General features: G+C 76.0%; 25 protein-coding genes. 14 read left to right on the forward strand and 11 right to left on the reverse strand.

Going from position 1 to position 26,339, the window contains the following annotated elements:
* Window position 1: 1 nt before the first annotated feature.
* The 3 genes from BJ968_RS17155 to BJ968_RS17165 all read right to left on the reverse strand — a co-directional run bounded on the left by BJ968_RS17155 (window position 2) and on the right by BJ968_RS17165 (window position 4,074).
* Window positions 2-1,897 carry a DUF2264 domain-containing protein gene (locus BJ968_RS17155; protein WP_218885134.1) on the reverse strand — a complete coding sequence of 632 codons (1,896 nt, stop codon included), beginning with the start codon at window positions 1,895-1,897 and terminating at the stop codon, window positions 2-4.
* Between the two features lie 12 nt (window positions 1,898-1,909).
* A complete protein-coding gene (locus BJ968_RS17160; RefSeq protein WP_179753893.1) occupies window positions 1,910-2,905 on the reverse strand; it encodes a hydroxyacid dehydrogenase in 996 nt (331 codons plus the stop codon).
* 92 nt (window positions 2,906-2,997) lie between these two features.
* Window positions 2,998-4,074: a substrate-binding domain-containing protein gene (locus BJ968_RS17165; protein WP_179753895.1), complete on the reverse strand. Its 1,077-nt coding sequence runs from the start codon at window positions 4,072-4,074 to the stop codon at window positions 2,998-3,000.
* A gap of 61 nt (window positions 4,075-4,135) precedes the next feature.
* Here BJ968_RS17165 and BJ968_RS17170 point away from each other — a divergent pair, with 61 nt between their 5' ends.
* Window positions 4,136-4,738, forward strand: coding sequence for a histidine phosphatase family protein (locus BJ968_RS17170; protein ID WP_179753897.1), 603 nt, complete (start codon window positions 4,136-4,138; stop codon window positions 4,736-4,738).
* Between the two features lie 43 nt (window positions 4,739-4,781).
* On the forward strand, window positions 4,782-6,185 hold the full coding sequence (locus BJ968_RS17175; protein ID WP_179753898.1) for an EAL domain-containing protein: 1,404 nt from the start codon (window positions 4,782-4,784) through the stop codon (window positions 6,183-6,185).
* A gap of 49 nt (window positions 6,186-6,234) precedes the next feature.
* Here the strand turns inward: BJ968_RS17175 and BJ968_RS17180 are convergent, their stop codons facing one another.
* The 3 genes from BJ968_RS17180 to BJ968_RS17190 are packed head-to-tail and all read right to left on the reverse strand — an operon-like array spanning window position 6,235 to window position 7,894.
* Window positions 6,235-6,675 (reverse strand): anthrone oxygenase family protein, encoded by a 441-nt coding sequence (locus tag BJ968_RS17180; protein ID WP_179753900.1) that lies wholly within the window; start codon window positions 6,673-6,675, stop codon window positions 6,235-6,237.
* A gap of 41 nt (window positions 6,676-6,716) precedes the next feature.
* Window positions 6,717-7,121 (reverse strand): RidA family protein, encoded by a 405-nt coding sequence (locus tag BJ968_RS17185; protein ID WP_179753902.1) that lies wholly within the window; start codon window positions 7,119-7,121, stop codon window positions 6,717-6,719.
* Window positions 7,118-7,894 carry an IclR family transcriptional regulator domain-containing protein gene (locus BJ968_RS17190; protein WP_179753904.1) on the reverse strand — a complete coding sequence of 259 codons (777 nt, stop codon included), beginning with the start codon at window positions 7,892-7,894 and terminating at the stop codon, window positions 7,118-7,120. Before BJ968_RS17190 ends, BJ968_RS17185 begins: the two co-directional genes overlap by 4 nt.
* A gap of 44 nt (window positions 7,895-7,938) precedes the next feature.
* Between BJ968_RS17190 and BJ968_RS17195 the strand changes: the two genes are divergently transcribed.
* Both BJ968_RS17195 and BJ968_RS17200 read left to right on the forward strand, forming a co-directional pair.
* Window positions 7,939-9,273, forward strand: coding sequence for an alanine racemase (locus BJ968_RS17195; protein WP_179753906.1), 1,335 nt, complete (start codon window positions 7,939-7,941; stop codon window positions 9,271-9,273).
* Window positions 9,270-10,859 (forward strand): amidohydrolase family protein, encoded by a 1,590-nt coding sequence (locus BJ968_RS17200; RefSeq protein ID WP_179753908.1) that lies wholly within the window; start codon window positions 9,270-9,272, stop codon window positions 10,857-10,859. The genes BJ968_RS17195 and BJ968_RS17200 overlap by 4 nt, the downstream gene beginning before the upstream one ends.
* A gap of 21 nt (window positions 10,860-10,880) precedes the next feature.
* Here the strand turns inward: BJ968_RS17200 and BJ968_RS17205 are convergent, their stop codons facing one another.
* The gene (locus tag BJ968_RS17205; RefSeq protein WP_343078090.1) at window positions 10,881-12,530 is read right to left on the reverse strand and encodes an acyltransferase; all 1,650 of its coding nucleotides are present in this window, start codon (window positions 12,528-12,530) and stop codon (window positions 10,881-10,883) included.
* 167 nt (window positions 12,531-12,697) lie between these two features.
* Between BJ968_RS17205 and BJ968_RS17210 the strand changes: the two genes are divergently transcribed.
* The gene (locus BJ968_RS17210; protein ID WP_179753912.1) at window positions 12,698-13,342 is read left to right on the forward strand and encodes a PadR family transcriptional regulator; all 645 of its coding nucleotides are present in this window, start codon (window positions 12,698-12,700) and stop codon (window positions 13,340-13,342) included.
* On the opposite strand, the gene BJ968_RS17215 is transcribed toward BJ968_RS17210, so the two are convergent.
* Window positions 13,320-13,940, reverse strand: coding sequence for a hypothetical protein (locus BJ968_RS17215; protein ID WP_179753914.1), 621 nt, complete (start codon window positions 13,938-13,940; stop codon window positions 13,320-13,322). The two genes, BJ968_RS17210 and BJ968_RS17215, sit on opposite strands and share 23 nt — an antisense overlap.
* Before the next feature lie 190 nt (window positions 13,941-14,130).
* Here BJ968_RS17215 and BJ968_RS17220 point away from each other — a divergent pair, with 190 nt between their 5' ends.
* Complete coding sequence (locus tag BJ968_RS17220; RefSeq protein ID WP_179753916.1) at window positions 14,131-15,063, forward strand: DNA/RNA non-specific endonuclease; 933 nt, start codon at window positions 14,131-14,133, stop codon at window positions 15,061-15,063.
* 27 nt (window positions 15,064-15,090) lie between these two features.
* Entirely contained in the window at window positions 15,091-15,453 is a 363-nt protein-coding gene (locus BJ968_RS17225) for a hypothetical protein (protein WP_179753918.1), read from the forward strand.
* A gap of 1 nt (window position 15,454) precedes the next feature.
* On the opposite strand, the gene arfA is transcribed toward BJ968_RS17225, so the two are convergent.
* Window positions 15,455-16,966 carry an arabinosylfuranosidase ArfA gene (gene arfA / locus BJ968_RS17230; RefSeq protein WP_179753920.1) on the reverse strand — a complete coding sequence of 504 codons (1,512 nt, stop codon included), beginning with the start codon at window positions 16,964-16,966 and terminating at the stop codon, window positions 15,455-15,457.
* Window positions 16,967-17,074: 108 nt separating this feature from the next.
* Here arfA and BJ968_RS17235 point away from each other — a divergent pair, with 108 nt between their 5' ends.
* Complete coding sequence (locus BJ968_RS17235; RefSeq protein WP_179753922.1) at window positions 17,075-18,118, forward strand: substrate-binding domain-containing protein; 1,044 nt, start codon at window positions 17,075-17,077, stop codon at window positions 18,116-18,118.
* Between the two features lie 13 nt (window positions 18,119-18,131).
* On the opposite strand, the gene BJ968_RS26860 is transcribed toward BJ968_RS17235, so the two are convergent.
* Window positions 18,132-18,854, reverse strand: coding sequence for a VOC family protein (locus BJ968_RS26860; RefSeq protein WP_179753924.1), 723 nt, complete (start codon window positions 18,852-18,854; stop codon window positions 18,132-18,134).
* 114 nt (window positions 18,855-18,968) lie between these two features.
* Here BJ968_RS26860 and BJ968_RS17245 point away from each other — a divergent pair, with 114 nt between their 5' ends.
* The 6 genes from BJ968_RS17245 (at window position 18,969) to BJ968_RS17270 (ending at window position 25,886) form a co-directional block, all read left to right on the forward strand.
* Window positions 18,969-20,102, forward strand: a complete 1,134-nt coding sequence (locus tag BJ968_RS17245; RefSeq protein ID WP_179753926.1) for an acyltransferase family protein — start codon at window positions 18,969-18,971, stop codon at window positions 20,100-20,102.
* A 10-nt stretch (window positions 20,103-20,112) separates the two neighbouring features.
* On the forward strand, window positions 20,113-21,915 hold the full coding sequence (metG, locus tag BJ968_RS17250) for a methionine--tRNA ligase (protein ID WP_179753928.1): 1,803 nt from the start codon (window positions 20,113-20,115) through the stop codon (window positions 21,913-21,915).
* Entirely contained in the window at window positions 21,912-22,742 is an 831-nt protein-coding gene (locus tag BJ968_RS17255) for a TatD family hydrolase (protein WP_179753930.1), read from the forward strand. Before metG ends, BJ968_RS17255 begins: the two co-directional genes overlap by 4 nt.
* A gap of 152 nt (window positions 22,743-22,894) precedes the next feature.
* A complete protein-coding gene (locus BJ968_RS17260) occupies window positions 22,895-24,115 on the forward strand; it encodes a ubiquitin-like domain-containing protein (protein WP_179753932.1) in 1,221 nt (406 codons plus the stop codon).
* The gene (gene rsmA, locus BJ968_RS17265) at window positions 24,088-24,957 is read left to right on the forward strand and encodes a 16S rRNA (adenine(1518)-N(6)/adenine(1519)-N(6))-dimethyltransferase RsmA (protein ID WP_179753934.1); all 870 of its coding nucleotides are present in this window, start codon (window positions 24,088-24,090) and stop codon (window positions 24,955-24,957) included. Before BJ968_RS17260 ends, rsmA begins: the two co-directional genes overlap by 28 nt.
* Before the next feature lie 2 nt (window positions 24,958-24,959).
* On the forward strand, window positions 24,960-25,886 hold the full coding sequence (locus BJ968_RS17270) for a 4-(cytidine 5'-diphospho)-2-C-methyl-D-erythritol kinase (protein WP_179753936.1): 927 nt from the start codon (window positions 24,960-24,962) through the stop codon (window positions 25,884-25,886).
* A 52-nt stretch (window positions 25,887-25,938) separates the two neighbouring features.
* Here BJ968_RS17270 and BJ968_RS17275 read toward each other — a convergent pair whose 3' ends face one another.
* Complete coding sequence (locus BJ968_RS17275; protein WP_179753938.1) at window positions 25,939-26,301, reverse strand: hypothetical protein; 363 nt, start codon at window positions 26,299-26,301, stop codon at window positions 25,939-25,941.
* Between the last annotated feature and the right edge of the window lie 38 nt (window positions 26,302-26,339).

The following is a 26,339-nucleotide window of genomic DNA, read 5'->3' on the forward strand; positions in this document are numbered from 1 at the left end:
CTCACCACGACACGCGAGGGACCTCGCCGTCCAGGGACGTTCGGCCCTGGACACCGTCGGCGAAGGTGGCCGTGACCCGGCCGCCCTCGACCTCCACGACGGGGGCCGGGCCCGGGTCGGCCGCCGTCAGGGCGGCGAGGACGACCGCCGGTCCCGGGCCGGTGGCCCCCCGCAGCCGGGGCACCAGGGCCCACGCGCCGTACGCGGTGCCGGCGGGGGCGCGCACCAGGTCGGCCCGGTCGAACCCCGCGACCGCCCTCAGGTGCGACCGCAGCTCACCGTCGCCCAGGGTGATCGAGGTCCCCTCCACGGCCTGCTCCAGGCCGGCCGGTCCCGCCGCGGCCAGCGCCCAGCCGGTGACGGTCAGGGGGGTACCCACCGGCAGGGCCCCACCGCCGAACACCCGGACCTCCCACGCGCCGCGGGCCAGGACCAGGGACAGCACCCGGGCCTGCGGCAGCTCGGTCGCGGCGAACCGCGGGTGGTGCCGGCTGGCCGCCCAGCCCGGCCCGGTCCCGGCGTTCTCGAAGGAGACCCGCACCCCCTCCTGCCCGCGGTGGGTGAGGGTGACGGTGTTCTCCGCGACGTTGCGCGCCGACGTGGGGCCCGTGCGCGTGGAGTAGGCCAGCCGCGCGTACAGCGGGTCCGGTTCCGCCGGGTGGCCGGGCCGGTGGTGGTCCGAGCCGTGGTTGTGCACCCGGACCAGGCCGTCGGGGGTGGTCTGCACCAGCCACCCCGCGGGGGCGACCGGGACCGTCGCGGCCGGGCCCGCCGCCGGGACGGGTTCCTCCGTGGCCGTCCACAGCGGGTGGTCGGGACCGGCGAGCAGGGCCGAGAACGCCTTGGAGCACCAGTACGGCGAGGCGGGCCCGGAGTAGGGCTGCACGGTCGCCGGGTGCGGGCCGTGCCAGCCGCGGGTGTGGACGCCGTCGCGCGCGGCGCCGCGGTCGGTGAAGTACTTCACGGCCCCCGACAGGATCGACCGGCTCACCCCCGGCGACCACGGCGTCGCCCCCGTCACCGCGCCCACCGCGACCGAGCTGACGGCCGCGAACCGGTAGGTCAGGGACCGGCCCTGGTGCAGCGGGGCGCCGTTGCCGTCGAAGGTCAGGGCGAACGTCCCGAGGAACTCCCGCAGGCGCACGCCGAACCGCTTGCCGAGTTCGGGGTCCGCGCCCTCGCCGCGCAGGTGGGTGAACAGCACGGGGTACAGGTGCATGGCCCAGCCGACGTAGTGGTCGAACATCCGCCCGTCGCCGTCGGTGTACCAGCCCTCGCCGCGGTACCAGCCCTCCAGCAGTTCCAGGGCCCGGTCGACCGCCCGTTCCGTCTCGGCGTCCCCGCGGCCGGCCCCGGTGAGGAACGAGGCCACCGCCATGGGGAACAGGTACCAGTTGTTCGGGGCGGGTTCGTGGCGCAGCGCCTCGCGCAACCACGCCTCCACCTGGTCCTGCTCGTCACCGGACAGGCTGTCCCACAACCACTCCCGGGTCAGGTCCAGGCCCAGGGCGATGGAGGCCGACTCGACGATGGGTTGCCCGCCCTCGCGGAAACCGCGGATCACCGGCCAGGACTCGGCGTCGTCGGCGCCGGGCGTCGCGGTCCCGGCGAGCAGACCGCGGCGGTAGTTCCCCAGGTGGTCGTGGGGGTCGTCGCCGCCGCACCCGGCGACCCGGAACGCGGCCGTGAGGAACGTGCGGGCGAAACCCTCCAGGCCGTCGCAGACCCAGCCGGCCCGCGCCGGTTCCCCCGGCAGGTCGATGCGCCCGAAACCGGGGGTGGCCCAGGGGCGCACGGCCAGCAGCAGGTCGTCGGCGGCCGCGACCCAGTGGTCGCGGGTCCAGCCGGTGACGGGGGAGAGCCGGCGGTCCTCGGGCACGGCGGACAGCGACGACACGGGGTCCCCCTCTCAGGCGGTGCGGGACAGGGCGGGCCGGGTGACGGGGTGGGCCAGCGGCAGGCCGGCGGCGAAGCGCTCGACCTCCTCGGCGGCCGAGGTCGTCAGCCGGCGCAGCTCGTTGCCCAGCGACCCCGCCACGTGCGGGGTCAGCAGGACGTTGCGGCACTCCCACAGCGGCGAGTCCGGCGGCAGGGGTTCGGGGTCGGTGACGTCCAGGACGGCGTTGAGCCGGCCCGAGACCAGTTCGGCCGCGAGGGCGTCGGCGTCCACGACGGCGCCGCGCGCGGTGTTCACCACCGTCGCGCCGTCGCGCAGGGCGGCCAGCACCCGGGCGTCCACCAGGCCGCGGGTCTCGGGCAGCAGCGGGGTGTGGATGCTGAACACGTCGCTGCGGGCCGCCAGTTCCAGCAGGCCGACGGGTTCGGCGCCCAGGGCCCGCAGCTCCTCCTCGGGCACGTGCGGGTCGTGGACGAGGACGTGCAGGTCGAAGGGGCGCAGCAGTTCCACGACCCGGCGCCCCACGAGGGAGGCCGACAGGACCCCCACGGTCGCCCCGAGGTTCCCCCCGCGCTCGCTGACGGCCGTCGCGGCGCGGGTCCGGACCCGCCGGTAGGCCTCGGCGGCGGCCAGGACCCCCTTGCCGGTGAGCAGGACGACGGCGAGGGTGTACTCGGCGACGGGCACCGCGTTGGCGGCGGCGGCCGAGGAGACGACGACGCCGCGGTCCCACACGGCGTCGCGCACGTGCCCGCGCACCGTCCCGGCGGTGTGCACGACGGCCCGCAGCCGGGGGGCGGCCGCGACGGCCGCGGCGTCCAGGGGGGCGCACCCCCAGCCCGTGACGAGCACCTCGACGTCGGCCAGGACGGCCCGGGCGGCCGGGCTGGTGAACTCCGTCAGCGGGGCGGGGGCCAGGTCGACGGTGCGGCGCAGCCGGTCGAGGAACGACGCGTCGACGACCCGGTCGTAGCTCGGGCGGCTCATCGCGAGCGCGGCGCGGATCATGGGACTCCTCGTCGAGTCTGGGGCGGCGAGCGGCTCGCCGGGGGGTGGCCCCACCGTCGCGGGCGCCCCGCGGACCGGTCAAGATCGATCGATCAGCGCGGGTCGATCGATCGGACGCTGTGCCGCTCCACCAGGTGCGGGGCGATCTCCAGGTGCCGGCAGGGGGCTCCCGGTGCCGTCGCCCGCCAGGCCAGCAGGTCCACCGCGGCCCGCCCCACCTCGCGCTTGGGCGGGGCCACCGCCGACAGCCGCACGTCCCCCAGACCCGCCACGACGTCGTCGTAGGCGACGACGCTGACGTCGTCGGGCACCCGCAGCCCCGCCCCCACCAGCCGCGGCACCAGGGACAGCGCGTCGGTGTCGGAGTGCACCAGGACGGCGGTGGCCCCCAGCCGCCGCACGGCCTCGGCCGGGTCGGGGGCCTGCAGCCGCCGGGCGGCGTCGGCGCGGTCGGAGCTCAGCAGTGGCTCGCTCAGCACCGCCAGCCCCAGCGAGCGCATCGCGTCGGCGAAGCAGCCGCGCAGCGTGCGGGCGGTGGGGGAGTCGTCGCGGCAGAACGCCACGACGCGCCGGTGGCCGTGGGCGCGCAGGTGCGACAGCGCCTGGTGGACCCCCGTCGCGTGGTCGCTGCGGACCGCGTCGCGCTGGGCCAGCAGCGACCCGCGCGGGGCGAACCGCTCGACCAGCACGAGCGGCACGTGCGGGGGGCAGGCGCGCGCGACGACGTCGGCGGCGAGGTCGTCGGGGGAGCTCCAGCGCGGGGCGTAGAGGATCCCCGACACGTCCGGGGCCTGCGCGGCCCGCTCGACGGCCGCGCGCGTGGCGGCGTGGTCGCGCGCGACCTCCAGCACGTACCGCCCGCCGTGGGCCGCGACGGCCGCGTCGGCCCCGCGCAGGATCTCCGCGAGGTAGCCGTTCGGTTCCCCCACGGCCACGACCCGGCCCAGCGCCGTGGCGCCGGGGCGGGCGGCGCTGACCACCCCGTGCCGCCGGTGCAGCCGCCCGGCCAGGGCGAGGGCCTCGACGTCGCGGCGCACGGTGACGGGGGCCGCGCCCAGCTCGGCGGCGAGGTCGGCCACCCGGGCCGTGCCGCGCGCCGCGACGAGGGCGGCGATCCGCTCCCGCCGGGCCAGCGGCCCGTCCGGGCGCGCTCCGGTCGTCTCGCTCATCTGAGGGGCTCCCGCGGGGTCGAGCGGCACTGGTCGAACGGTCGAACGGTAGCCTCACGGCGTGTCGATCCTCGTCGTCCGTCACGGCCAGACCGCCTGGAGCCTGTCGGGCCAGCACACCGGCAGCACCGACGTCCCGCTCACGGCCGCGGGCGAGGACCAGGCGCGCCGCCTGGCCCCCGTCTTCGCCGGCCGCCGGATCGGGGCCGTCCTGGTCAGCCCCCGCCAGCGCGCCCGCCGCACGGCCGAGCTGGCCGGTCTGGCCGACCTCGCCGAGGACGGCCCGCAGGTCGACGAGGACCTCGTGGAGTGGGACTACGGCGGGTACGAGGGGCGGACCACCGAGGAGATCTCCGCCGAGCTCGGCCGCCCCTGGTCGGTCTGGCACGACGGCGTCGTGCCGGGGGACACCCCGGGGGAGACGGTGCACCAGGTCGCCAACCGCGCCCGGGGGGTCCTGCGCCGCGCCGCGGCCCTGGACGGGGACCGCGACGTCGTCCTGGTGGCCCACGGCCACTTCCTGCGCGTCCTGCTCGCCACCTGGCTGGGGCTGTCCCCGACGGCGGGGGCGTTGTTCGCCCTGGAGGCCGGGACGTGGGGCGAGCTGGGGCACGAGCACGAGCGCCAGGCGCTGCTGCGCTGGAGCGTTCCGCCGATCGGCTGACCGGGGCGGCTCAACTCCTCACGCTCCGTGTCGATGGGGCGGTGTGAGCGCCGCCACCACCGCTGCCTGGGCCGCCGCCGTCCTGGTCGCGGTGGCCTCCGCCGTGGCCCTGGCCGTCCTCCTGCGCCAGCGCGACCGGGCGCGGGCCGAGCTCACCCGCACCGACGCCCTCACCGGGCTCGGCAACCGGCGCGCCCTGCACGAGACCGCCACCGCGCTCCTGGACCACGACGGGGACCTGGGGCTGCTGCTGCTGGACCTCGACGGCTTCAAGGACGTCAACGACGCCCTGGGCCACGCGGCCGGCGACGAGGTGCTCGTCCAGGTGGCGCGGGTGCTCACCGCGACCCTGGGCGACCGGGGCACCCTCACCCGCCTCGGTGGTGACGAGTTCGCCGTCCTGGTGCCGGACCCGGGCCCCGACGCCGACCTGGAGGTCCTCGCCAAGCGGCTGCTGGCGGCGCTGGCCGTCGGCGGCTTCCACGCCGGGGTCGTGCCGCTGGACCTGCAGGGCAGCATCGGGATCGCCGTCGCCGGCCCCGACGGCCGCTCGTCCGGGGAGCTGCTGCAGCACGCCGACGTCGCCATGTACGTCGCCAAGCGCTCCCGCGCGGGCGTGCTGCGCTACGACGCCGCGAGCGACCCGCACTCGGCCGGTGGCCTGGAGCTGATGGGGCAGCTGCGCACCGCGATGGAGGAGGACCAGCTCGCCCTGCACTACCAGCCGAAGGTCTCCGGGGACGGGGCGCGGCTGCTGGGCTTCGAGGCGCTCGTGCGCTGGGACCACCCCACCCGCGGGCTGCTGCAGCCGGCCGACTTCCTGCCCCTCGTCGAGCGCACCCACCTCATCCACGCCCTGACGCGCTGGGTCATGCTCACCGCGCTGCGGCAGGCCGCGACGTGGCGGGCGCAGGGCGTGCACACGACGATGGCCGTCAACGTGTCCGCGGTGAGCCTGGACGCCGGGCTGCTGGGGGTCGTGGAGGAGGCGCTCGCGCTGACCCGCTGGTCGCCGCAGGACCTGGTGCTGGAGATCACCGAGACGGCCATCATCCAGGACCCGGCCCGGGCGCGGGCCACGGTCGCCCTGCTGCGCGAGCGCGGTGTGCGCGTCGCGGTCGACGACTTCGGGGCGGGCTCGACGAGCCTGGTCCACCTGCGCGGCCTGGCCGTGCACGAGCTGAAGATCGACCGGCAGTTCGTCAGCGACCTGGTCGCCCACCCCGAGGACGACGTCATCGTCTCCTCGGTCATCGCCCTGGCCCACCGGCTGGGCCTGGTCGTCGTCGCCGAGGGCGTGGAGACGCTCGCGGCGGCCGACCGGCTCTCCGCGCTGGGCTGCGACGAGCTGCAGGGGTTCTTCTTCGCCCGGCCGCTGCCGGCCGCGCAGGCCCTGGCGTGGGCGCGGGCCGAGGGCCTGACCGGCGCCGTCGTCGAGGTCCGCTGACCAAGCTGCGCTGACCGTGCGCCGCTGACCGCCCTGCACCGGTCCGGCCTCACCGGTCCGGCGAGGTCCCCCACAGCACCGCCGCGGTGGCGAGGCAGGCGAGCAGGCGCACGGTGTTCCAGCGACCCCAGGCCGCCGCCCAGCGCGCGAAGTCGGTCACGCGCCCGCGCGCCAGCGCGTCGTTGAGCGGGACGTTGCCCGCGACCGTCACCCCCAGGCAGCCCACGAGGTAGACCGCGCACCCCGCGGCCGGCCCGGGGCGCCCGCTGACCAGGGCCAGGACGGCCAGCGCCAGGCAGCACGCCCCCGTCCCGAACAGGGCGGTCATCAGCGGGGCGCGGACCGCGACCACGTTGACGGCCTGCATGACGGGCGCCGCCGCGCCGGGACCCGTGCGCGCGAACGCGGGCAGCACGAGCCAGGTGAAGGCGGCGAAGACCCCGGCCACCAGGAGGGCGCCGGCGCCCGAGAGCACGGTGAGGATCTGCACGGCCCGGACCACGGCGACCAGTCCACACCGCCGCGCCCGGCTCAGTCCAGGACGGCCAGCGCGTCGATCTCCACGAGCATCTCCTCGCGCGGCAGCCCCGTCACGACGGTGGTGCGCGCGGGCAGGACGCCCGAGGGGCAGTTGCGGGTGACGAACTCGCCGTAGGCCTCGTTCATCGCGGCGAAGTCGTCGCGCGTGGTGAGGTACACGCGCAGCATCACGACGTCGTCGAGGGTGGCGCCGCCGGCGCGCAGGACGGCCTCGACGTTGCGCAGCGTCCGCAGGGTCTGGGCCCGCACGTCGCCGGGGTGCAGGTACTCGTTCGTCACGGGGTCGACCGGACCCTGGCCCGAGACCTGCAGCAGCGGCCCCTTGCGGACCCCCTGGGAGAAGGTGTGCGCGGGTGCGGGGGCGTCGGTGGTGGTGACGGCGGTGCGGGTGGTCATGTCCGGGGGGCTCCTTCGGGGCGATCGGTGGTCCGGTACCCGCAGGCGCGGGAGACGTCGGCGGTGGCGGCCAGCAGGTCGGGCACGAGGGCCAGCACGCCCTCGTGGGGGAGCAGGACGTCGGGCACGGACAGCGACACCGCGGCCAGGACCCGTCCGTCGGGGCCCCGCACCGGGGCGGCGACGCAGTTGACGAACGTCTCGTTCTCGCCGTGGTCCTGGGCCCAGCCGCGCTCGCGCACGGCACCGACCTCGGCGAGCAGGTCGGCCGCGGTGACCAGCGTGCGGGGGGTGCGGCGCACCAGGTCCAGGCTCGCGGCGAGGTCGGCGGCCTCGTCGGCGGGCAGGCCCGCCAGGAAGACCTTCCCCACGGCGGTGCAGTGCAGCGGGGCGTCGTGCCCGACGCGCGAGGCCATCCGCACCGCGGCCTCGCGCGGTTCGAGCTTGTCGACGTACAGGGCCCGGCGGCCGTCGAGCACGGCGAGGTGGACGGTCTGCCCGACGGCGTCGCGCAGGGACCGCAGCCGCGGTGCCGCGACGCCGCGGACGTCGAAGTCCTCCAGCGCCCGGGCCGCGAGCCGGAACAGGTGCGGGCCCAGCCGGTACCGGTGCTCGGCGTCGTGGTGGACCAGCCCGTTGTCCTCCAGGTCCCGCAGCAGGCGCAGCACGGTGCTCTTGTGGTTGCCGGTGGCCTCGGCGAGCCCGGTGAGGGTGGTCGTGCCGTCGGCCACGAGGTCCAGCAGCCGCAGCGCGCGGGCGAGGCTCTGGCTCACGCGCGCCGCGGGGGTGGCGGGACCTTTGACCGGGGCACGCCGCGATGCTAGAACGGGCCCACGCGGACGCGCAACAACCGTTGCGTACAGTGCAACGAAGGAGTCCCGTGGTCCTCGACGCCCACGACCTCGGCCCGCTCGACGCCCGGTTCAAGGCCGTCCCCGTCGGCGCCTGGGGCCGCGACGCCGCCGAGTTCACCGCCACCCGGCCCGGCCTGGCCGACCTGCCCACCCCGCTGGTCACCCTCGACGCCCGCGCCCTGGCGACCAACGTCGCCACCCTGCGGGCGTGGGCCCGCGACGTCGGCGTCGACCTCGCCCCCCACGGCAAGACGACCATGGCCCCCGCCGTGTGGCGCGCCCAGCTCGACGCCGGCGCCTTGGGCCTGACCGTCGCCACCGGCTGGCAGCTGACGGTCGCGCTGCGCGAGGGCCTGGACTGGGTCATGGCGGCCTACCCCGTCCTGGACCCCGGGGTGCTGCGGTGGCTCGCGCAGCCGCGCACCTCCCGCGTCCTGGTGTGGGCCGACGACGTCGCCACCGTCGCCGCGATGGCCCCCCACGTGCGCGGGGCCGCCCAGCCCCTCGACGTCCTGGTCGAGCTCGGCGGCCTCGGCGGCCGCACCGGGGCCCGCTCGACCGCCGCCGCCGTGGAGGTGGCCCGTGCCGTGCGCGCGACGCCCGGGCTGCGGCTCGCCGGCGTCGCCGGGTACGAGGGCGCCTTCGCCCACGACGCCTCCCCGGCCTCCCTGACCGTCGTGCGGACCTACCTGCACGACCTCGCCGGGCTGCACCGCCGGCTGCTGGCCGAGGACCTGTACCCGCCCGTGCCCGGCGGGGTCGTCGTGACCGCCGGCGGCAGCGCCTACTTCGACGCCGTCGCCGACGTCCTCGCCGGCCTGCACGACCCCGCCGGCGGCGTGCGCGTCGTCGTGCGCGCGGGCGCCTACGTCGCCCACGACGACGGGTTCTACCGCGGCATCACGCCCGTGGACCGCCTCGACGACGCCGGGCCCCTGCGGGCCGCGGCGCACGGCTGGGCGCGCGTCGTCTCCCGCCCCGAACCGGGGCTGGCGCTCGCCGACGCCGGCAAGCGCGACCTGCCCTTCGACGAGGGGCTGCCCGAGGTGCAGGCCGTCCGCCGCGGCGGTCACGCGGACACGACCCCCCTCGAGGGGGCCGAGGTCACCGCGCTCAACGACCAGCACGCGTTCGTCCGCTTCCCCCCGGAGCTGGACCTGCGCGTCGGCGACGTGCTGCGGCTGGGGTTGTCGCACCCGTGCACGACGTTCGACAAGTGGGGGCTGCTGCCCGTCGTGGACGACGCCCTGGCGCCCCAGCCGGTGCTCGTGGACTGGGTGCGGACGGTCTTCGGGTGAACCTGCTGATCCGCGGCGCGACGCTCGTCGACGGGACCGGCGGTCCCGCCCGCCGGGGGGACGCCCTCGTGGTGGACGGCCGGATCGCCGGGCTCGGGAGGGTCGAGACGGCGGGGGCGCGGGTGCTCGACGCGTCCGGGCTCGTGCTCGCGCCGGGGTTCATCGACCTGCACGCCCACTCCGACCTCGCCGTCCTCACCGACCCCGAGCACCTGTCCCGCACGACGCAGGGCGTGACGACCGAGGTCGTCGGGCAGGACGGCCTCAGCTACGCCCCCGTCGACGACGCCGCCCTGGACGTGCTGCGCGAGCAGCTCGCGGGGTGGAACGGGGTCCCCGACCTCGACTGGGACTGGCGCAGCGTGGGGGAGTACCTCGACCGAGTCGACCGGGGCGCGGCCGTGAACGTCGCCTACCTCGTGCCGCAGGGCACGGTGCGGATGGTCGTGGTGGGCACGCAGGACCGCCCCGCGACCGCCGAGGAGGTGCGGCGCATGCGCGGGCTCGTCGCGGACGGTCTGCGCGACGGTGCGTTCGGGATGTCCAGCGGCCTGACCTACACCCCGGGGGCGTACGCCGACACCGACGAGCTCGTCGCGCTGTGCGAGGTCGTCGCCGCCGCCGGGGGTTTCTACGCCCCCCACCAGCGTTCCTACGGCCGGGGGGCGCTGGAGGCGTACGCCGAGGTGGTGGAGGTGGCGCGCCGCTCGGGGGTCGCGCTGCACCTGACGCACGCGACGATGAACTTCGCCGTCAACGCCGGCCGCGCGGGCGAGTTCCTGGCCCTGGTCGACCGAGCGCTGGCCGACGGCGTCGACCTGACCCTCGACACCTACCCCTACCTGCCGGGGTCGACGACGCTGGCGGCCGTGCTGCCCGGCTGGGCCACCGCCGGCGGCCCGGCGGAGACGCTGCGCCGGTTGCAGGACCCCGACGTCCTGCCCCGCCTGCGGCACGCGCTGGAGGTGGAGGGTTCCGACGGGTGCCACGGCGTCGTCGTGGACTGGGCGACGCTGCAGGTGTCGGGGGTGCGCGAGCAGGCCCTCGCGGGCGTCGTCGGTTCCACGGTCGAAGGGGTCGCCGCCGCCCGCGGCGCCGACCCCTTCGACGTGTTCGTGGACCTGCTCGTCGCCGACCGGCTGGGCACGACGATCCTGCAGCACGTCGGGCACGAGGAGAACGTGCGCGCCATCATGCGCCACCCCCGGCACACCGGCGGCAGCGACGGTCTGCTCGTCGGCGCCAGGCCCCACCCCCGGGCGTGGGGGACGTTCGCGCACTACCTCGGCCACTACGTGCGCGAGGAGGGGGTCCTGGGTCTGGAGGAGTGCGTCGCCCACCTCACCTCCGCCCCCGCGCGCCGGCTCGGGCTGACCGACCGCGGGGTGCTGCGACCGGGCGCGGTCGCCGACCTGGTGCTCTTCGACCCCGCCACCGTGGCCGCCGGGGCGACGTTCGCCGAACCCCGCCGGCCCGCCGTGGGGATCCCGCACGTGCTCGTCGGGGGTGTCCCCGTCGTCGCGGACGGCGTGCGGACCGGGCACGTGCCGGGGCGGTCGCTGCGGCGCGGGGCCGCAGGTCGGTGAGGGAACTCCTCCGCTGAACCCTCACTCCCGCAGCGACATCGCCGCCTCGGGCCGGTGCACGCCCCGCGGCCGGTACCCCAGCACGTCGGCGAACCCGCACAGGTCGGCCAGCAACCACAGGACCGCCAGCCACATCTCCGTGCCCTGCAGCCCGGGTTCGCGCCCGACGGCGAAGGCGAAACCCTGCCCGTCCCGCCAGGTGCGCAACGCGTCGGCCAGGAGACCGCGCGCGGCCTCGACGACCTCGGCGCGGCGGTGGGACGTCTGCTTGCCGGCCAGCCACAGCGGGTGCGCCACGTCGAGGACGTTGCACGCGTTGCGCCGGTCCGCGGCGAACACCTGCTCGTCGCGCAGGTGCGCGAGCACGGTGTCGACGAGCCGTTCGGGGTGCGGCAGGGGGACCCCGAACTGCGCGAACGTCCCGCGCGAGGCCCGGTAGAAGCCGTTGACGACCTGCAGCGCCCCCTCGCCGGGCGCCGCCGAACCCCAGGCGCCCGTGCGCGGGTCGGCGTTCAGGGTGAGCCAGCCGAACAGCGTCTCCAGGGTGCCGGGGACACCGGGTTCACCGCGGTCGAGGTTCCACCGGAAACCCGTCCCGACCGCGTCGACCCAGGCGCCCGCGCCCCAGGCCCGCGTCGTCCACGGCAGGGCGCGCAGTTCCCGCAGGAGCTGCGCGGGGTCCATCCGCGCGACGTGCCGGACGGGGTGGTCGAACCGCCGGCCGTGCAGGTCGAGCGCGTAGCCGACGCACAGCAGGTGGTAGAGGACGTCGCCGTCGCGGGGGTCGGGGGTCCCGGGGAGCGGGGCGCCGTCGGGGTCGAAGCGGCGCACCATCCCGTTCGCGGGGTCCTGCAGCGACTGCAACCGGCCCAGCTGCTCCTCCAGCGGCAGCTGCGGCGGGGGCCCGTCGAGCAGGTACGCGGCGACCTCCAGGGCGTCGCACTGGGCGCGCACGGTCGGCCCGGCGCCGGGCCGGTCCAGGAACTGCCCGCCGGGCAGCGACGGGTCCCAGCAGCGGCCCAGCACGTCGGCGGCCTGGGAGCGGGCGCGGTCGGCGAAGGCGGCCAGGGCGGCGGCGAGGTCGTCGGTGGCCCCCGCCGGCGGGACCCGCCAGCGCAGGCGCCGCGCGGGGTTCCCCCCGACGACCGCCCCGGCCGGGACGTCCCGGGTCACGACGGCTCCCGCGGCGAGCACGGCGTGGTCGCCGACGGTCACGCCGTCCAGCACGACGACGTGCGAGCCGATCCACACGTCGTCGCCGACGACGATGCCGCGGGAAGTCAGCGGCTGCCGGAACACCTCGACACCGGGTGCGGTGCCGTGGTTGAACCCCAGCAGCGAGGTGTGCGCGCCGATGCGCACCCCGTCGCCGCCGCGGACGTCCCCCCGCACGACCGAGTTGACGTTGACCGTGCAGTCGGCGCCCAGCCGCACGGAACCGCTGACGTAGGCGTGGGCGGCGACGTAGCTGCGGTCGCCCAGGGTGAGGTCCTCGGTCTCGACGGCGGCCAGCGGGCTGACGAAGCAGTCCTCGCCCAGCGTCCAGCCGTGCCCGCGCACGTGGGCGGCCTGGGCCGCTCGCTCGTCCTCGGTCGCCTCGCGGCGGAAGCGCCACGGTTCGACGTCGAAGCCGTGGGCGCCGCGCACGTCGGGGGTCAGGTCGATGGTCACCGGGATCCTCCACCGTCGGAGTCTGGTAAGCGCTTGCCGCCACGCTAGCACCGGCGGGTCCCCAGGAGGAGGCCCCATCGCGCCCACCTCTTCACTTCTGACCGCTACCGATATATCGTCGAGGCATCGCGACGCACTCGGTGTCGCGTCGACACGGAGGTGCGGTCATGAGAGGCGACAAGTTCGCGGGCCCCTGGGGGGGCCACTTCGAGCACGCGCGGGGACACCGCCCCGGCGGTGGCGGCCCGTTCGGCGGCTTCGGCCCGGGTTTCCCGTTCGACCTGGGCGGCTTCGGTCCCGGGGGCCGGGGGCGGGGCGGGTTCGGCGGCGGGTTCGGGCGGGGCGGCCGCCGCCCGCGCGGTGACGTGCGGGCCGCGGTACTGGTCCTGCTCGCCGAGGGGCCGAGCAACGGCTACCGCATCATCGGCGAGGTCACCCGGCGCAGCGAGGGGGAGTGGAAGCCCAGCCCCGGCTCGGTGTACCCGACCCTGCAGCAGCTGCAGGACGAGGGGCTCGTCGCGGCGGACCCGGACGACCCCAAGCAGTTCACGCTGACCGACGAGGGCCGGGCCCACGTCGAGCAGGAGTACGGCGACGCCCCGCCGCCGTGGGAGACCCTCGACGGCGGCCCCGACCGGGAACGGGCGCACGAGTTCCGCCGCCAGATCGGCGCCCTGGCCATGACCTACCGGCAGATCGAGCTGTCGGGCCGCCCCGGCGACGTCCGGCGCGCCGGGGACGTGCTGGAGAAGGCCCGCCGGGAGCTGCTGGCGATCCTGGCCGAGGACCTCAGGGGAACGCCGGAAGGGTGACCCGCAGGGTCGAGACCGCCGGGGTGAGGGCGTGGACCAGCGGGGGGTACCCCGGGCCGTCCGACCCCACGCCGTCCGACCCCGAGCCGTTCGAGCCCGGGCCGTCCATGTCCAGGGGGACCAGCTCCAGCAGGTCCGCGCGCAGCGCCAGGTTGGCCGTGGTCGCGTGCGGGCCCGGGAGCCCGGCGACCGGGCCGGTGCTCGCGCGGGCGCCCTGCCGGTGGTGGCGCACGTGCTCGGCGATCCAGTCCGGTCCGACCCCCACGTCGCACGTGGTCGTCAGCACCACGGTGGAGGCGGGGTCCGGCAGGGCGGCCGGCAGCTCCCGCGCGGTGCGGCGCCGCAGGTCCTCGCGGTCGCGGGCGCCGGGGTGGGCCGCGACGGTGAGCTCGACGTCGTCGAGGAGCCCGACCAGCGGGATCCAGCTGTCCAGGACCGGCCGCAGGGCGGCGGGTCCCACCGACACCGCCAGGACGAGCACGGTGGGGACCCCCGCGGCGGCGCACTCGTCGGCCGCGGCCACGAGGTGCTCCAGGCAGGCGTCCAGCACCGGCAGGTCGGCGGGCAGCACGGGCAGCACGGCACAGGCCCGGGTCACCGGCACGAGGCACCGCCCTTCCGTTCGACGTCGACGTTGATCCCTGGTTGATCCCCGTCAGCGTCGATGTCGGCGGCGGGGGGCGGGAGCTTGAACCCGGCGGCGGTGTTCGCGCAGCGTGCGCACGACCGACACCCCGTCGTCACCGCACGAGGGGGCCCGTGTCGGACGCCGGTGCCACGGTGGGGGGATGAGCGAGACGGCACCGGGTGCGGGACTGCAGCTGGGCACCGGCGTGGAGGTCAGCCGCGCCGGGACCCCCGACCTGTCGGGGCGCGCGGGGTACGACCCGCGCTTCCTGGCCCCCGGGCCCTACGTCCCGCTGCCCGTGCCCCTGGACGGGGCCGAGGTCGTCGTCCTGCCCTACACGCACTTCTCGATCGTCCACCGCCCCGACCGCCGGCTGGCGGCCGCCACCGTCGTGGCCGTCGACGGCGCGTCCCTGGTGGACGTGCCCCGCAGCGGGGACGCGTGGTTCCTGGACCCCCGGCTGGGCCCGGACGAGCAGGCCGGTGCGGCGCTCTACGACCGCAACGACTTCGACCGCGGCCACCTGGTCCGGCGACGCGACCCGGGCTGGGGCGCCGAGGCCGCCCGGGCGGACGCCGACACGTTCTCCTACGCCAACGCCGCCCCGCAGGCCTCGACGTTCAACCAGTCGCCGGAGCTGTGGCTGGGGCTGGAGGACCACGTCCTGGCCCACGCCCGGCAGTGGGACACCCGCCTCGTCGTCGTCACCGGCCCCGTGTTCGCCGACGACGACCCCGAGTACCGCGGGGTCCGGGTCCCGCGCCGGTTCTACAAGATCGCGGCCTACCTGCTGCCGCAGCCGGCCGACCTCGACCCCGACCAGGAGGTCTCGGTCCTGGCCAGCGCCGGTTTCGTGCTCGACCAGACGCCGCTGGTCGAGCAGGTGCTGGACGCGCCCAGCGCGCAGCAGGTCCCCGAGCTCGGCGGCTTCCGCACCTTCCAGGTGCCCGTCGAGGACATCGGCGACCTCACCCGGCTCGACCTCGGCCCGCTCGTGGCGGCCGACCGGCTGCCCTCGCTGGTGCCGGCCGCCGCCGGCGAGGAGGTCCCGGCCTGGCGCCCGCTCGCCGGTGCGGCGGACCTGCTGCTCTAGGGGCGCCCGAGGGGGCACGATGCCGTCGTGACGGCGGAGTGGTGGGAGCGCTCGCGGGCGGCCGAGACGGCGCGGGCCCGGGAGCTGCTGCGCGGGTTCGCGGCCGACCTCCTGCGGCGCGGGCGCGTGCCGGGGCCGCTGCGGGCCCGGGCCGGGGCGGCGCGCTACCGCACCGACGTCGTCGGCTGGTACCTGCGGGCCGACGGCTCGCTGGGGGTCGGGCCCGCGGGGGAGTACTACGTCCTCGACGTCGCCCCCAGCCTGGCCGGCCGGTTCCGCGGGGTCCACGTGGACCCCGCGGAACCTCCGCTGCAGATCGGCCGCGGCGCCCGCGACGGCGAGTCGGTCGAGCTGGTCGAACTGCTGCGCCGCCGGCGCGAGGAGCTGTGACTCAGCCCTTGCGGAACTGGACGACGGCCCAGCTCAGCGGCGGCAGCACGACGGTGGCCAGGCCCTCGGTGACGGTGACGTCCTGGAGGGGGCGCAGCCCGACGGCGGAGTGGTCGCCCTCGAGGTTCGTGGTGTGCCGGTCCTGGCCCTCGGCGGCGGCGAGGTACTTGGCGTTCGAGACCCGGTCGACGCCGAAACCGCGCAGCGGGACCTCGACGGAGGCGGAGTCCTCCTGGTCGCGGTTGGCCAGGAACACCGTCAGGGTCTCGTCGTCGTAGGTCGCCGAGGCGTCCACGACGTCGACGGCGTCGAACCTCGCGGTCTCGTACTTGTCCGACGTGGTGACGACCTGGAGCACGTTCCCGGTGGCCAGGCGGCGGACCTGCTCGAAGGGGTGGGCGATGGTCTGCTTCCACGCCTCCCCGCCGGGTTCGCTGCGCAGCAGGCCGATGACGTTCACGAGCTGGGCCTGGGCGCCGATGTGCACGCGGTCGGCGTGGCGCAGCAGCGAGTTCAGCAGGGTGCCGACGACGACGGCGTCGGTGACGGAGTACTCGTCCTCGATGACGCGCGGCGCAACGTCCCACGGCTGGACACCGGGGGCGTGGTGCGGCCTGGTCTGGTACCAGACGTTCCACTCGTCGAAGCTGAGGTTGATCTTCTTGGTGTGCTTGCCCTTGGCGCGCACGGCGTCGGCGGTCGCGACGACCTGGTCGATGAACAGGTCCATGTCGACGGCGGAGGCGAGGAAGCTCGCGGCGTCGCCGTCGTGCTCCTGGTAGTAGGCGTGCAGCGAGACGTAGTCGACCGCGTGGTACGACAGTTCCAGGACGGTCTGCTCCCACTCCCCGAACGTCGGCATGGCCCGGCTGGAGGAACCGACGGCGACGAGTTCGATGTCGGGGTCGATCGAGCGCATGGCCATGCCCGTCTCGGCGGCCAGGCGGCCGTACTCGGCGGCGGTCTTGTGCCCGGTCTGCCAGGGACCGTCGAGCTCGTTCCCCAGGCACCACAGCCGGATGTCGAACGGGTCCTTGGAACCGTGCGCCTTGCGCAGGTCGGCGAACTTCGTGCCCGAGTCGAGGTTGGCGTACTCCAGCAGGTCGCAGGCCTCCTGCAGGCCGCGGGTGCCGAGGTTCACGGCCATCATCGTCTCGGTGCCGACCTTGCGGGCCCAGGTGTCGAACTCGGCGAGGCCGAACTGGTTGGTCTCCACCGAGCGCCACGCGCGGTCGATGCGGCGGGGGCGGTCCTCGCGCGGACCGACGGAGTCCTCCCACTCGAAACCGGAGACGAAGTTCCCGCCGGGGTAGCGCACGACGGTGGGGCCGAGTTCGCGGGTGAGTTCGAGGACGTCGGTCCGCAGACCGTCCTCGTCGGCGCTGGGGTGGTCGGGCTCGAAGATCCCGGTGTAGACGCAGCGGCCCATGTGCTCGACGAACGAGCCGAACAGCCGGCGGGGGACCGGACCCACGGTGAAGGCGGGGTCGAGGGCGAGGCGGGCGGTGCGCACGGTGGCTCTCCTGGGGGGCGTCACGTCGGTGTGAGGTCTTGCAACGTTGGAAGGCAGTCAACGCGAAAGCCGCGTCGTCGTCAAGACACCCGGTGGCACAATGCGGCGGTGCCCCCACCCCCGCTGTCGACGCCCGGCCGGCGACCCACGACCCTGCGGGACGTGGCCGAGGCCGCGGGGGTCTCCATCAAGACGGTCTCCAACGTGGTCAACGACCACCCCCACGTGCGCCCCGAGATGCGCGCCAAGGTCAAGGCCTTCATCGCCGAGCTCGACTACCGCCCCAACGGGATCGGCCGCCAGCTGCGCCAGGGGCGGACCGGCCTGGTCGCCCTGGCCCTGCCCGACCTCACCAGCCCCTACTACGGCGAGCTCGCCGCGGTGCTGGTCGACGCCGCCCGCGAGCGCGGCCTCACGGTGCTGGTCGAGCAGACCGACGGCGACCCCGACCGCGAGCGCGAGGTCGCCACGGGTTTCCCCGTCCGCCTCGTCGACGGCCTCGTCTTCGCCCCCCAGAGCCTGCCCGTGGAGGAGCTGCAGCAGCGCCGCGACAGCACCCCGGCCGTCCTCATCGGCGAGTACGGCGAGGGCTCCGGCTTCGACCGCGTCACCATCGACTCCGTCGACCTCGGCGACACCGCCGTCCAGCACCTGCTGGGGCTGGGGCGCTCGGTGGTGGCCTTCCTGGGCGACAAGGCCGAGGCCAGCACCCGCCCGCCGGTGGTCGCCCAGCGGGTCGAGGGCTACCGCCGGGCGCTGCGCCGCGCGAAGGTGAGGTTCGACCCGACGCTGCTGCGCCCCCTGCCGGAGTGGACCCGCGCGCACGGCTTCGACGGGACGATGGCGCTCGTGGCGGCCCGCCCCGACGTCGACGCCATCTTCGCCGCCAACGACCTCGTGGCCTTCGGCGCGCTGCACGCGCTGCGGCGGCTGGGGTTGCGGGTGCCCCAGGACGTCGCCGTCCTCGGGGTGGACGACGTCGACGAGGCCCGCTTCGCGGCGCCCACGCTCACCTCGGTCGCGCTGGACCGGGCCCGGATGGCCGACCTCGCGCTGGGGCTGCTGGCCGACCGGCTCGCCGGCCACCACGGGCCGCCGCGGCTGCTGACCGTCTCCGGCGACCTCGTCGTCCGCGAGAGCACCGCGGGCTGAGGGGCCCGCCGCCCTAGCGCGGCTCGGCCAGCACGCAGAACTCGTTGCCCTCGGGGTCCAGCAGCGTCGACCAGCTCGCGCCCGGGACGGGCGGGGCGTACCGCGCGCCGGCCTCGACCGCCCGGGCCAGGACCTGCCGCCGCCCGGCGCCCGAGCGCGTCGGGCGCACGTCCAGGTGCACCCGGTTCTTCACCGTGTGCGGGGTGGGGGAGGCCACGAACTCCAGGAACGGGCCGCCGTCCCCGCGCAGCGCCGCCACCCGCGCCGAGCTGCGGGCCGGGGACATGCCCACCAGCGGCGCGTAGAAGGCGGCCAGCGCGCCGGGGTCGCGGGCCAGCTGGACCACGGCCGCCAGCCGGCCGGTGCCGTCGTACTCCGGCCGCGGGTCCAGCACGCAGAACTCGTTGCCCTCGGGGTCGGCCAGCACGACCCACGGCGCGTCGCCCTGCCCGACGTCGACCCGGCGGGCCCCCAGGTCCAGCAGGTACGCGACCGTCTCGCGCTGCTCGGCGGGGGAGGAGGAGTCCAGGTCCAGGTGGACGCGGTTGGGGCCCGTCTTGGGGTCGGCCACCGGCACGAACACCAGGTCCAGGCCCGGCTCGCCCTCGGGCGGCACGACGTCGACCTCGTGGTCGTCCTGGTACCCCAGGCGCCACTCCAGGGCCTGCCGCCACCAGTGGGCCAGCCGCAGCGGGTCCGCGGCGTCGACGACGACGTTCTCGAGGCGCGAGTCCACGCCCCGACCGTAGCCCCTGGACCCGTCCCGGCGGGTCCCCCGCCGGCTGTCCCGCGGCGGGAGGCCCTGCCGCTAGCGTGTGCGCGGTCATCCGGTCCGGAGGGGGGAACGGCTGTGGCGGACGACGCTGTGGCGGAACGGGTCCAGGCGCCGGTCGAGGGGCGGGGGCCCTCCGTGGTGCGCGCCCGGCTGTCGTGGCCGGACGCCGCGAAGGCGGTCTGCATCCTGCTCGTCGTCGTGGGGCACGTGTCCTACCTGCTGCTGGACGTGGCGGAGCCGCGCTGGTTCGTCCGGGCCGGCTCGCCGCCGGTGTGGAACTGGGTGGACGTCCTGCTGCGCCCGGTGCGGATGCCGCTGTTCTTCGCGGTCTCGGGCTTCTTCGCCGCCTCGGCGCTGCGCCGGCCGTGGGCGGCGACGCTGCGGGCCCGGGTGGGGCAGAACCTCTACCTGCACGCGCTGTGGATCCTGCTCGCCGCCGGGGTCTCGGCGGCCGTCGGCGTGGAGACCTACATGGCCCCGCCGCGGGCCGCCGAGCTGCCCGAGGCGCTGCTGACGGCCTCCTACGGGCTGTGGTACCTGTACGCCCTCGCCCTCTACTTCGTCCTGGCCCGCCTGACGCGCGCGTGGCCGGCGGCCGTGCCGGTGGCCCTGGCCGCGGTGCTCGCCGTCGTCTCCTTCGCCGGGCTGCTGCCCGGTTCCGGCGACACGCACTCGGTGGTGGAGAACCTCGTCTGGTTCCTGGCCGGCGCCCGCTTCCCGGCGGCGCTGCGGGCGCTGTCGTCCCGGCCGCGCCCGGTCCTGCTCGTCGTCCTCGGCGCGCTGCTGGCGCTCGTGCTGGGCGCCGTGCGGGTGGTCCCGCTGCCGCTGGCCGCCGACGCCGTGCTGGAGGTCCCGACGCGCGCCGCGGCCGTCGTCGTGGGTGTCCTGCTGGCGGTCGTGGCCACCGCGCGCCTGCCGCGGCTGACCGCCCCGCTGCTGCGGCTGGGCCGGCGCACGCTGCCCGTCTACGCCGTCCACGGGGTCCTGCTGGTGGTGCTGCAGCGCCCGCTGGCCGACGTCACCGAGCCGGTGTTCGCGCGGCTGCCCCGCGCCGTCCTGTGGGGCGTGGTGCTGCTCTACCCGCTCGCGCTGACGGCGGCGTTCACCTGGCTGTGCCTGGCGTTCCAGACGCTGTGCCGGCGGGTCGGGGCCGGGTTCCTGTTCGCCCTGCCCGGCCGCCGGGCGACCCGGGCCGGGGCGGCCCAATAGACTCCGCGGCATGACCCACGTCCTCTCCGCGGTGGCCTGGCCCTACGCCAACGGCCCGCGCCACATCGGCCACGTCGCCGGCTTCGGCGTCCCCTCCGACGTGTTCAGCCGGTACATGCGGATGGCGGGTCACGACGTCCTCATGGTCTCCGGCACCGACGAGCACGGCACCCCGATCCTCGTCCAGGCCGAGCAGGAGGGCCTGAGCCCGCAGGGCCTGGCCGACCGGTACAACCGCGTCATCGCCGAGGACCTGCAGGCCCTGGGCCTGTCCTACGACCTGTTCACCCGCACCACCACCGCCAACCACTACGCCGTGGTGCAGGAGATGTTCCGCACCGTGCACCGCAACGGCTACATGGTGGCCAAGAAGGGCATGGGCGCGATCTCGCCGTCCACCGGGCGCACCCTGCCCGACCGCTACGTCGAGGGCACCTGCCCCATCTGCGGCTACGACGGCGCCCGCGGGGACCAGTGCGACAACTGCGGCAACCAGCTCGACGCCATCGAGCTGAAGAACCCGCGCAGCCGCATCAACGGCGAGACGCCCGTCTTCGTGGAGACCGAGCACTTCTACCTCGACCTGCCCGCCCTCTCGGAGGCGCTGGGGTCGTGGCTGCAGACGCGCGCGGCGACGGGCCGCTGGCGGCCCAACGTCCTGAACTTCTCGCAGAACCTGCTGGAGGACCTCAAGCCGCGGGCCATGACCCGCGACATCGACTGGGGCATCCCCGTGCCGCTGCCCGGCTGGGAGGACAACCCCGCCAAGCGGCTGTACGTCTGGTTCGACGCCGTCATCGGGTACCTGTCGGCCTCGGTGGAGTGGGCCCGCCGCTCCGGCGACGACGACGCCTGGCGCTCCTGGTGGACCGACCCGTCCGCGGAGTCGTACTACTTCATGGGCAAGGACAACATCACCTTCCACTCGCAGATCTGGCCGGCCGAGCTGCTGGCCTACGACGGCCGCGGCGCGCGCGGCGGGGAGCCGGGGGTGTTCGGGAACCTCAACCTGCCCACCGAGGTCGTCGCCAGCGAGTTCCTCACCATGGAGGGCAGGCAGTTCTCCTCCAGCCGCGGCGTCGTCATCTACGTGCGCGACGTCCTGGCCCGCTACCAGCCGGACGCGCTGCGGTACTTCATCTCCGCGGCCGGGCCGGAGAACAACGACTCCGACTTCACCTGGCAGGAGTTCGCCACCCGCGCCACCTCCGAGCTCGTCGCCGGCTGGGGCAACCTCGTCAACCGGACGGCCTCGCTCATCGCCAAGAACGTCGGGCAGATCCCGGCCGCGGGTGAGCTGACCGACGCCGACCGCACCCTGCTGGGCACCACCCGCGCCGGGTTCGGCGCGGTGGGCGACCTCATCGAGCACCACCGCCAGCGGGCGGGGCTGGGGGAGGCCATGCGCGTGGTCGGCGAGGTGAACAAGTACCTCACCGAGCAGGAGCCCTGGAAGCTGAAGAACTCCGACCCCGAGCGGATGCGGACCGTCCTGCACGTCACCGCCCAGGCCGTCTCGGACTGCCGCACGCTGCTGTCGCCGTACCTGCCGCACTCGGCGCAGAAGGTGCACGAGGCGTTCGGGGGGACGGGCACGGTCTCGCCGCTGCCGGAGCTGCGCGAGGTCACCGACCTCGACGACGGCCGCCCCTACCCGGTCCTCACGGGCGACTACCGGCGCGGGGAGTCGCTGCCCGCGTGGGGGTCGCAGCCGGTCGTGCCGGGCACGCCGGTGGCCGCGCCGACGCCGATCTTCACCAAGCTCGACGTCGCCGCCGTCGTCGAGGAGGAACTGGGCCGGCTGCAGTCGTGAGCCCGGACCGCTCCGCCCGGCCCCCGGCCCCCGAGCCGCTGGCCGTGCCGGTCGTCGACAACCACACGCACCTGGACTCCGAGACCCCCGGGGACGTGGAGGCGCTGCTGGCCGCGGCCACGGCGGCCGGGGTGCCGCGCAGCGTCCAGATCGGCTGCGACCTGGCGGCCGCGCGCTGGACGGTCGGTGCCTTGGACCGCTACCCGCAGCTGCTGGGCGGGGTCGCGCTGCACCCCAACGAGGTCCCCGACCTCGTGGCGGCGGGGGAGTACGAGGCCGCGTTCGCCGAGATCGCCGAGCTGGCCCGGCACCCGCGCGTGCGGGTCGTCGGGGAGACGGGCCTGGACTACTTCCGCACCGGCCCCGACGGGGTCGGGGTGCAGCAGGAGGCGTTCCGCGCCCACGTGCAGCTGGCCAAGGACCTCGGGCTGGCCCTGCAGATCCACGACCGGGACGCCCACGAGGACGTCCTGGCGGTCCTGCGCGAGGTCGGGGCGCCGGAGCGGACGGTCTTCCACTGCTTCTCCGGCGACGCGGCCATGGCCCGCGAGTGCGCCGACGCGGGCTACTACCTGTCCTTCGCCGGGACGGTGACGTTCAAGAACGCCGAACCGCTGCGCGAGGCGCTGCGGGCCGTCCCGCGGGACCGGGTCATGGTGGAGACCGACGCGCCGTACCTGACGCCGACGCCGCACCGGGGCCGGCCCAACGCCGGGTACCTGGTGCCGCTGACGGTGCGGTCCATGGCGGCCACGCTGGGCGCCGACCTGGACGAGCTGTGCGCCACCCTCACCGCCACGACGGAGGCCGTGTACGGGCCCTGGTGAGCCGCCCGCACCGGCCCGTACCCGCTTCAAGCGATCACGGCAACTTGTCGAAGAGGTCTCGGAGCGGTTACGGTCCGCTCCTGTCGGCCGGATCGAGGTGGCCGGACCGAACGGCGTCACCTGGGGACGGGGGTCCCTCCACGGTGGGGCCCGTGTCCGGACTCGTGCCCGGGCACATCGTCGAAGGATCCCTCGTGCCGTTCCCGCTCGCCCACGCCGTCCGCCGCACCTCCAAGACCGTCCGCCTCGTCGCCGGGGGCACCTGCCTGGCCGCCGTCGTCGGCGGGACCGTCGCCTTCACGGCCCTCGACAAGGACGTCACCGTCGACGCCGACGGGCAGCGGACGCAGGCCAGCGCCTTCGGCGGCACCGTCGCCGACGTCCTGGAGAACCAGGGCATCAGCGTCGGGGAGCACGACATCGTCGCCCCCGCCGCCGACACCGAGATCACCGACGGCCAGACCATCGTGGTCCGCTACGGCCGCCAGCTCACCCTCACCGTCGACGGTGAGACGAAGACCTACTGGACCACCGCCCAGACCGTCGACGCGGCCCTGGCCGACCTCGACGTGCGCGCCGACGGCGCGAAGCTGTCGGCCTCGCGCTCGGAGCCGCTGGGCCGCCAGGGCCTCGCCCTGGACGTCACCACCCCCAAGGCCGTGACCCTCGTCGCCGACGGCCAGACCCGGCAGGTCACGAGCACCGCCGCTGACGTGAACGCCCTGCTCGCCGAGAACGGCGTCACGGTGCGCGAGGGCGACGAGCTGTCCCACGCCGGCGCCGACCGGCTCGTCGCCGGCGCGACCGTGACCGTCGTGCGCGTCGACCGCTCCACCAGCACCGAGCAGGTGCCGCTGGCCCACGGCTCGCGCACCGAGCGGACCGACGCCCTGTTCCAGGGCGAGAAGAAGGTCGTCACCGCCGGCGTCGACGGGTCCAAGACCGTCACCTACGCCGACGTCTTCCGCGACGGCGTCCGCGCCGAGCACACCGCCACCGGTGAGGTCGTCGACGTCGCGCCCGTCGAGGAGGTCGTCCAGGTCGGCACCAAGGCCAAGCCGAAGCCCGTCGTGGCGGCCGCGCCCGCCGCGCCCGTCGCGAGCGGTGGCGGCGGCGGGGGCTCGGTGGGCGGGGGCGCCGACGGCCTGAACTGGTCGGCCCTGGCCGCCTGCGAGTCCGGTGGCAACCCCTCCATCGTGTCCGCCAGCGGCAAGTACCACGGCCTGTACCAGTTCTCGGTGCAGACGTGGCGGGCCGTCGGCGGCAGCGGCCTGCCGAGCCAGGCCTCGGCCGGGGAGCAGACCTACCGCGCCAAGCTGCTCTACCAGCGCGCCGGTGCCGGACAATGGCCCGTGTGCGGCAAGAAGCTCTGAGCTCCCTCCTGTCGGCCCGGGACGTCCGTGACCTGGCCGAGCGCCTCGGCGTGCGACCGACGAAGACCCTCGGGCAGAACTTCGTCGTCGACGGCAACACCGTGCGGCGCATCGTCCGGGTCGCCGACCTCACCGCCGACGACGTCGTCGTGGAGGTCGGCCCCGGGCTGGGCTCGCTGACGCTGGCGCTGCTCGAGGTCGCCGACCGGGTCGTGGCCGTGGAGATCGACCCCGTGCTGGCCGCCGAGCTGCCCACGACGGTCGCCGCGCGGGCCCGCTCGGGCACGTCCTTCGAGGTCGTGCTCTCCGACGCCCTCGACGTCACCGAGCTGCCCGGCCCCGCGCCGACGGCGTTCGTGGCGAACCTGCCCTACAACGTCGCCGTCCCGGTCCTGCTGACCATGTTCGCCCGGTTCGGCTCCCTGCGCGGCGGGGTCGTCATGGTGCAGTCCGAGGTCGCCGACCGCCTCGTGGCCGGCCCCGGCAGCCGCACCTACGGCGTGCCCAGCGTCAAGACGGCCTGGTACGCCCACGCGCGGCGGGCCGGGTCGGTGCCGCCGCCGGTCTTCTGGCCGGTCCCGCGGGTCGACTCCGGGCTCGTGGCCTTCACCCGCCGCCCGGCGCCGGAGACGTCCGCGACGCGCGAGGAGGTCTTCGCGGTCGTCGACGCCGCCTTCGCCCAGCGGCGCAAGACGCTGCGCGCGGCGCTGGCGGGGTGGGCCGGTTCGCCCGCGCGCGCCGAGGAGGTCCTGCGGGCCGCGGGCGTGGAACCGTCGGCGCGCGGGGAGCAGCTGACGGTCGAGGACTTCGCCCGCGTCGCGGCCGCGGCGAAGGAGTCCTGAGGGTGGTCGCCGTCACCGCGCAGGCCCCCGCGAAGGTCAACCTGCTGCTGCAGGTGGGCCCGGTCCGCCCCGACGGGTACCACGACCTCGTGACCGTCTTCCAGGCCGTGTCGCTGCACGAGGAGGTCACCGTCACCCCCGCGCGGGAGTGGGGCGTCTCGGTGGAGCCGGCCGACGGCACCGACGTCTCGGGCGTCCCGCTGGACTCCTCCAACCTCGCCCTGCGCGCGGCGCGGCTGCTGGCCGAACGCGCCGGGGTCGACGAGCCGGTGCACGTGCACGTGCGCAAGGGCGTGCCGGTGGCGGGGGGCATGGCGGGCGGCTCGGCCGACGCGGCCGCGGCCCTCGTCGCCTGCGACGCGCTGTGGCAGCTGCGCTCGGGGCTGGACGGGCTGGCCGAGCTGGGGGCCGAGCTGGGCTCGGACGTCCCCTTCGGCCTGCACGGGCGCACGGCGGTGGGCACCGGCCGCGGCGAGCAGCTGGTCCCGGTCCTGACGACGGCGTCCTTCGCGTGGGTGTTCGTGCTGGGCTCGGCGGGGTTGTCCACCCCGGCGGTCTTCGCCGAGTGCGACCGGCTGCGCGCGCTGGACGGGCGGGCCGACGCGCTCGGCGACGGGCGGCTGGAGGCCGTCGAGCTCGCGCTGCGCGGCGGTGACCCCGAGGAGCTGGGGGCGGCCCTGTCCAACGACCTGGCCGAGGCGGCCTGCTCGCTGGCCCCCGAGCTGGTCGCGACCCTGGCCGCGGGCCGGGAGGCGGGCGCGCTGGCGGGGGTGGTGTCGGGGTCGGGCCCGACGGTGGCGCTGCTGGCGGGGTCGGTGCCCGCGGCGCGCCGGCTGGCCCGTGAGCTGGCCCCCGTGGTGGGTGCCGGCCGGGTGCGGACGGCCACGGGCCCGGTGCCCGGGGCGCGGGTGCTCGAACCCCTCGTCTGAGTCCGAGTCCGAGGCCGGGCCGGGGGCGAGCGGGCCGGCGCGTCAGGGCGCGTCAGGGGGCGTCGAGCAGGCGCAGCTCGTTCTCGGCCTCGTCGCGGTGCCGCACGGCCAGCGCCAGGCGCTCCTCGGCGAGGGCGTGCTCGCGCTCGGCGCGCTCCCGGGCGGCGTGCAGCCGCCGCAGCCGCGCCCGCTGGTCCCGGCGCAGCCGGCGGCCCGCGAGCCAGCCCTCGGCACGCTCGTGCAGCTGGCGCTGCTCCTCCACCCAGACCGCGATCTCCTGCTCGGCCAGGGACCCGTGCGCGGTGCGGGCGGTCTCGTCGGCCACGGCGAGCTCCTGCCCGGCCGTGACGAAGCGCCGCCACACCGCGTCCCGCTGCCTCAGCCGGTCCTCCGACGGGGGCTGCTGCGCGCTCACCCCGTGGAGTATGCCCCAGACCCTCCCCTCCGGTGAGG

The sequence above is a fragment of the Kineococcus aurantiacus genome (genome assembly GCF_013409345.1).
Classification (GTDB): domain Bacteria; phylum Actinomycetota; class Actinomycetes; order Actinomycetales; family Kineococcaceae; genus Kineococcus; species Kineococcus aurantiacus.

Coding starts and splice junctions, on each gene's coding strand:
- BJ968_RS17195 (WP_179753906.1), top strand. CDS start 7,939: ATGCTAGAACGGGCCCACGCGGACGCGCAACAACCGTTGCGTACAGTG.
- metG (WP_179753928.1), top strand. CDS start 20,113: ATGACCCACGTCCTCTCCGCGGTGGCCTGGCCCTACGCCAACGGCCCG.
- BJ968_RS17185 (WP_179753902.1), bottom strand. CDS start 7,121: ATGACCACCCGCACCGCCGTCACCACCACCGACGCCCCCGCACCCGCG.
- BJ968_RS17210 (WP_179753912.1), top strand. CDS start 12,698: ATGAGAGGCGACAAGTTCGCGGGCCCCTGGGGGGGCCACTTCGAGCAC.
- rsmA (WP_179753934.1), top strand. CDS start 24,088: ATGGCCCGTGTGCGGCAAGAAGCTCTGAGCTCCCTCCTGTCGGCCCGG.
- BJ968_RS17160 (WP_179753893.1), bottom strand. CDS start 2,905: ATGATCCGCGCCGCGCTCGCGATGAGCCGCCCGAGCTACGACCGGGTC.
- BJ968_RS17220 (WP_179753916.1), top strand. CDS start 14,131: ATGAGCGAGACGGCACCGGGTGCGGGACTGCAGCTGGGCACCGGCGTG.
- BJ968_RS17165 (WP_179753895.1), bottom strand. CDS start 4,074: ATGAGCGAGACGACCGGAGCGCGCCCGGACGGGCCGCTGGCCCGGCGG.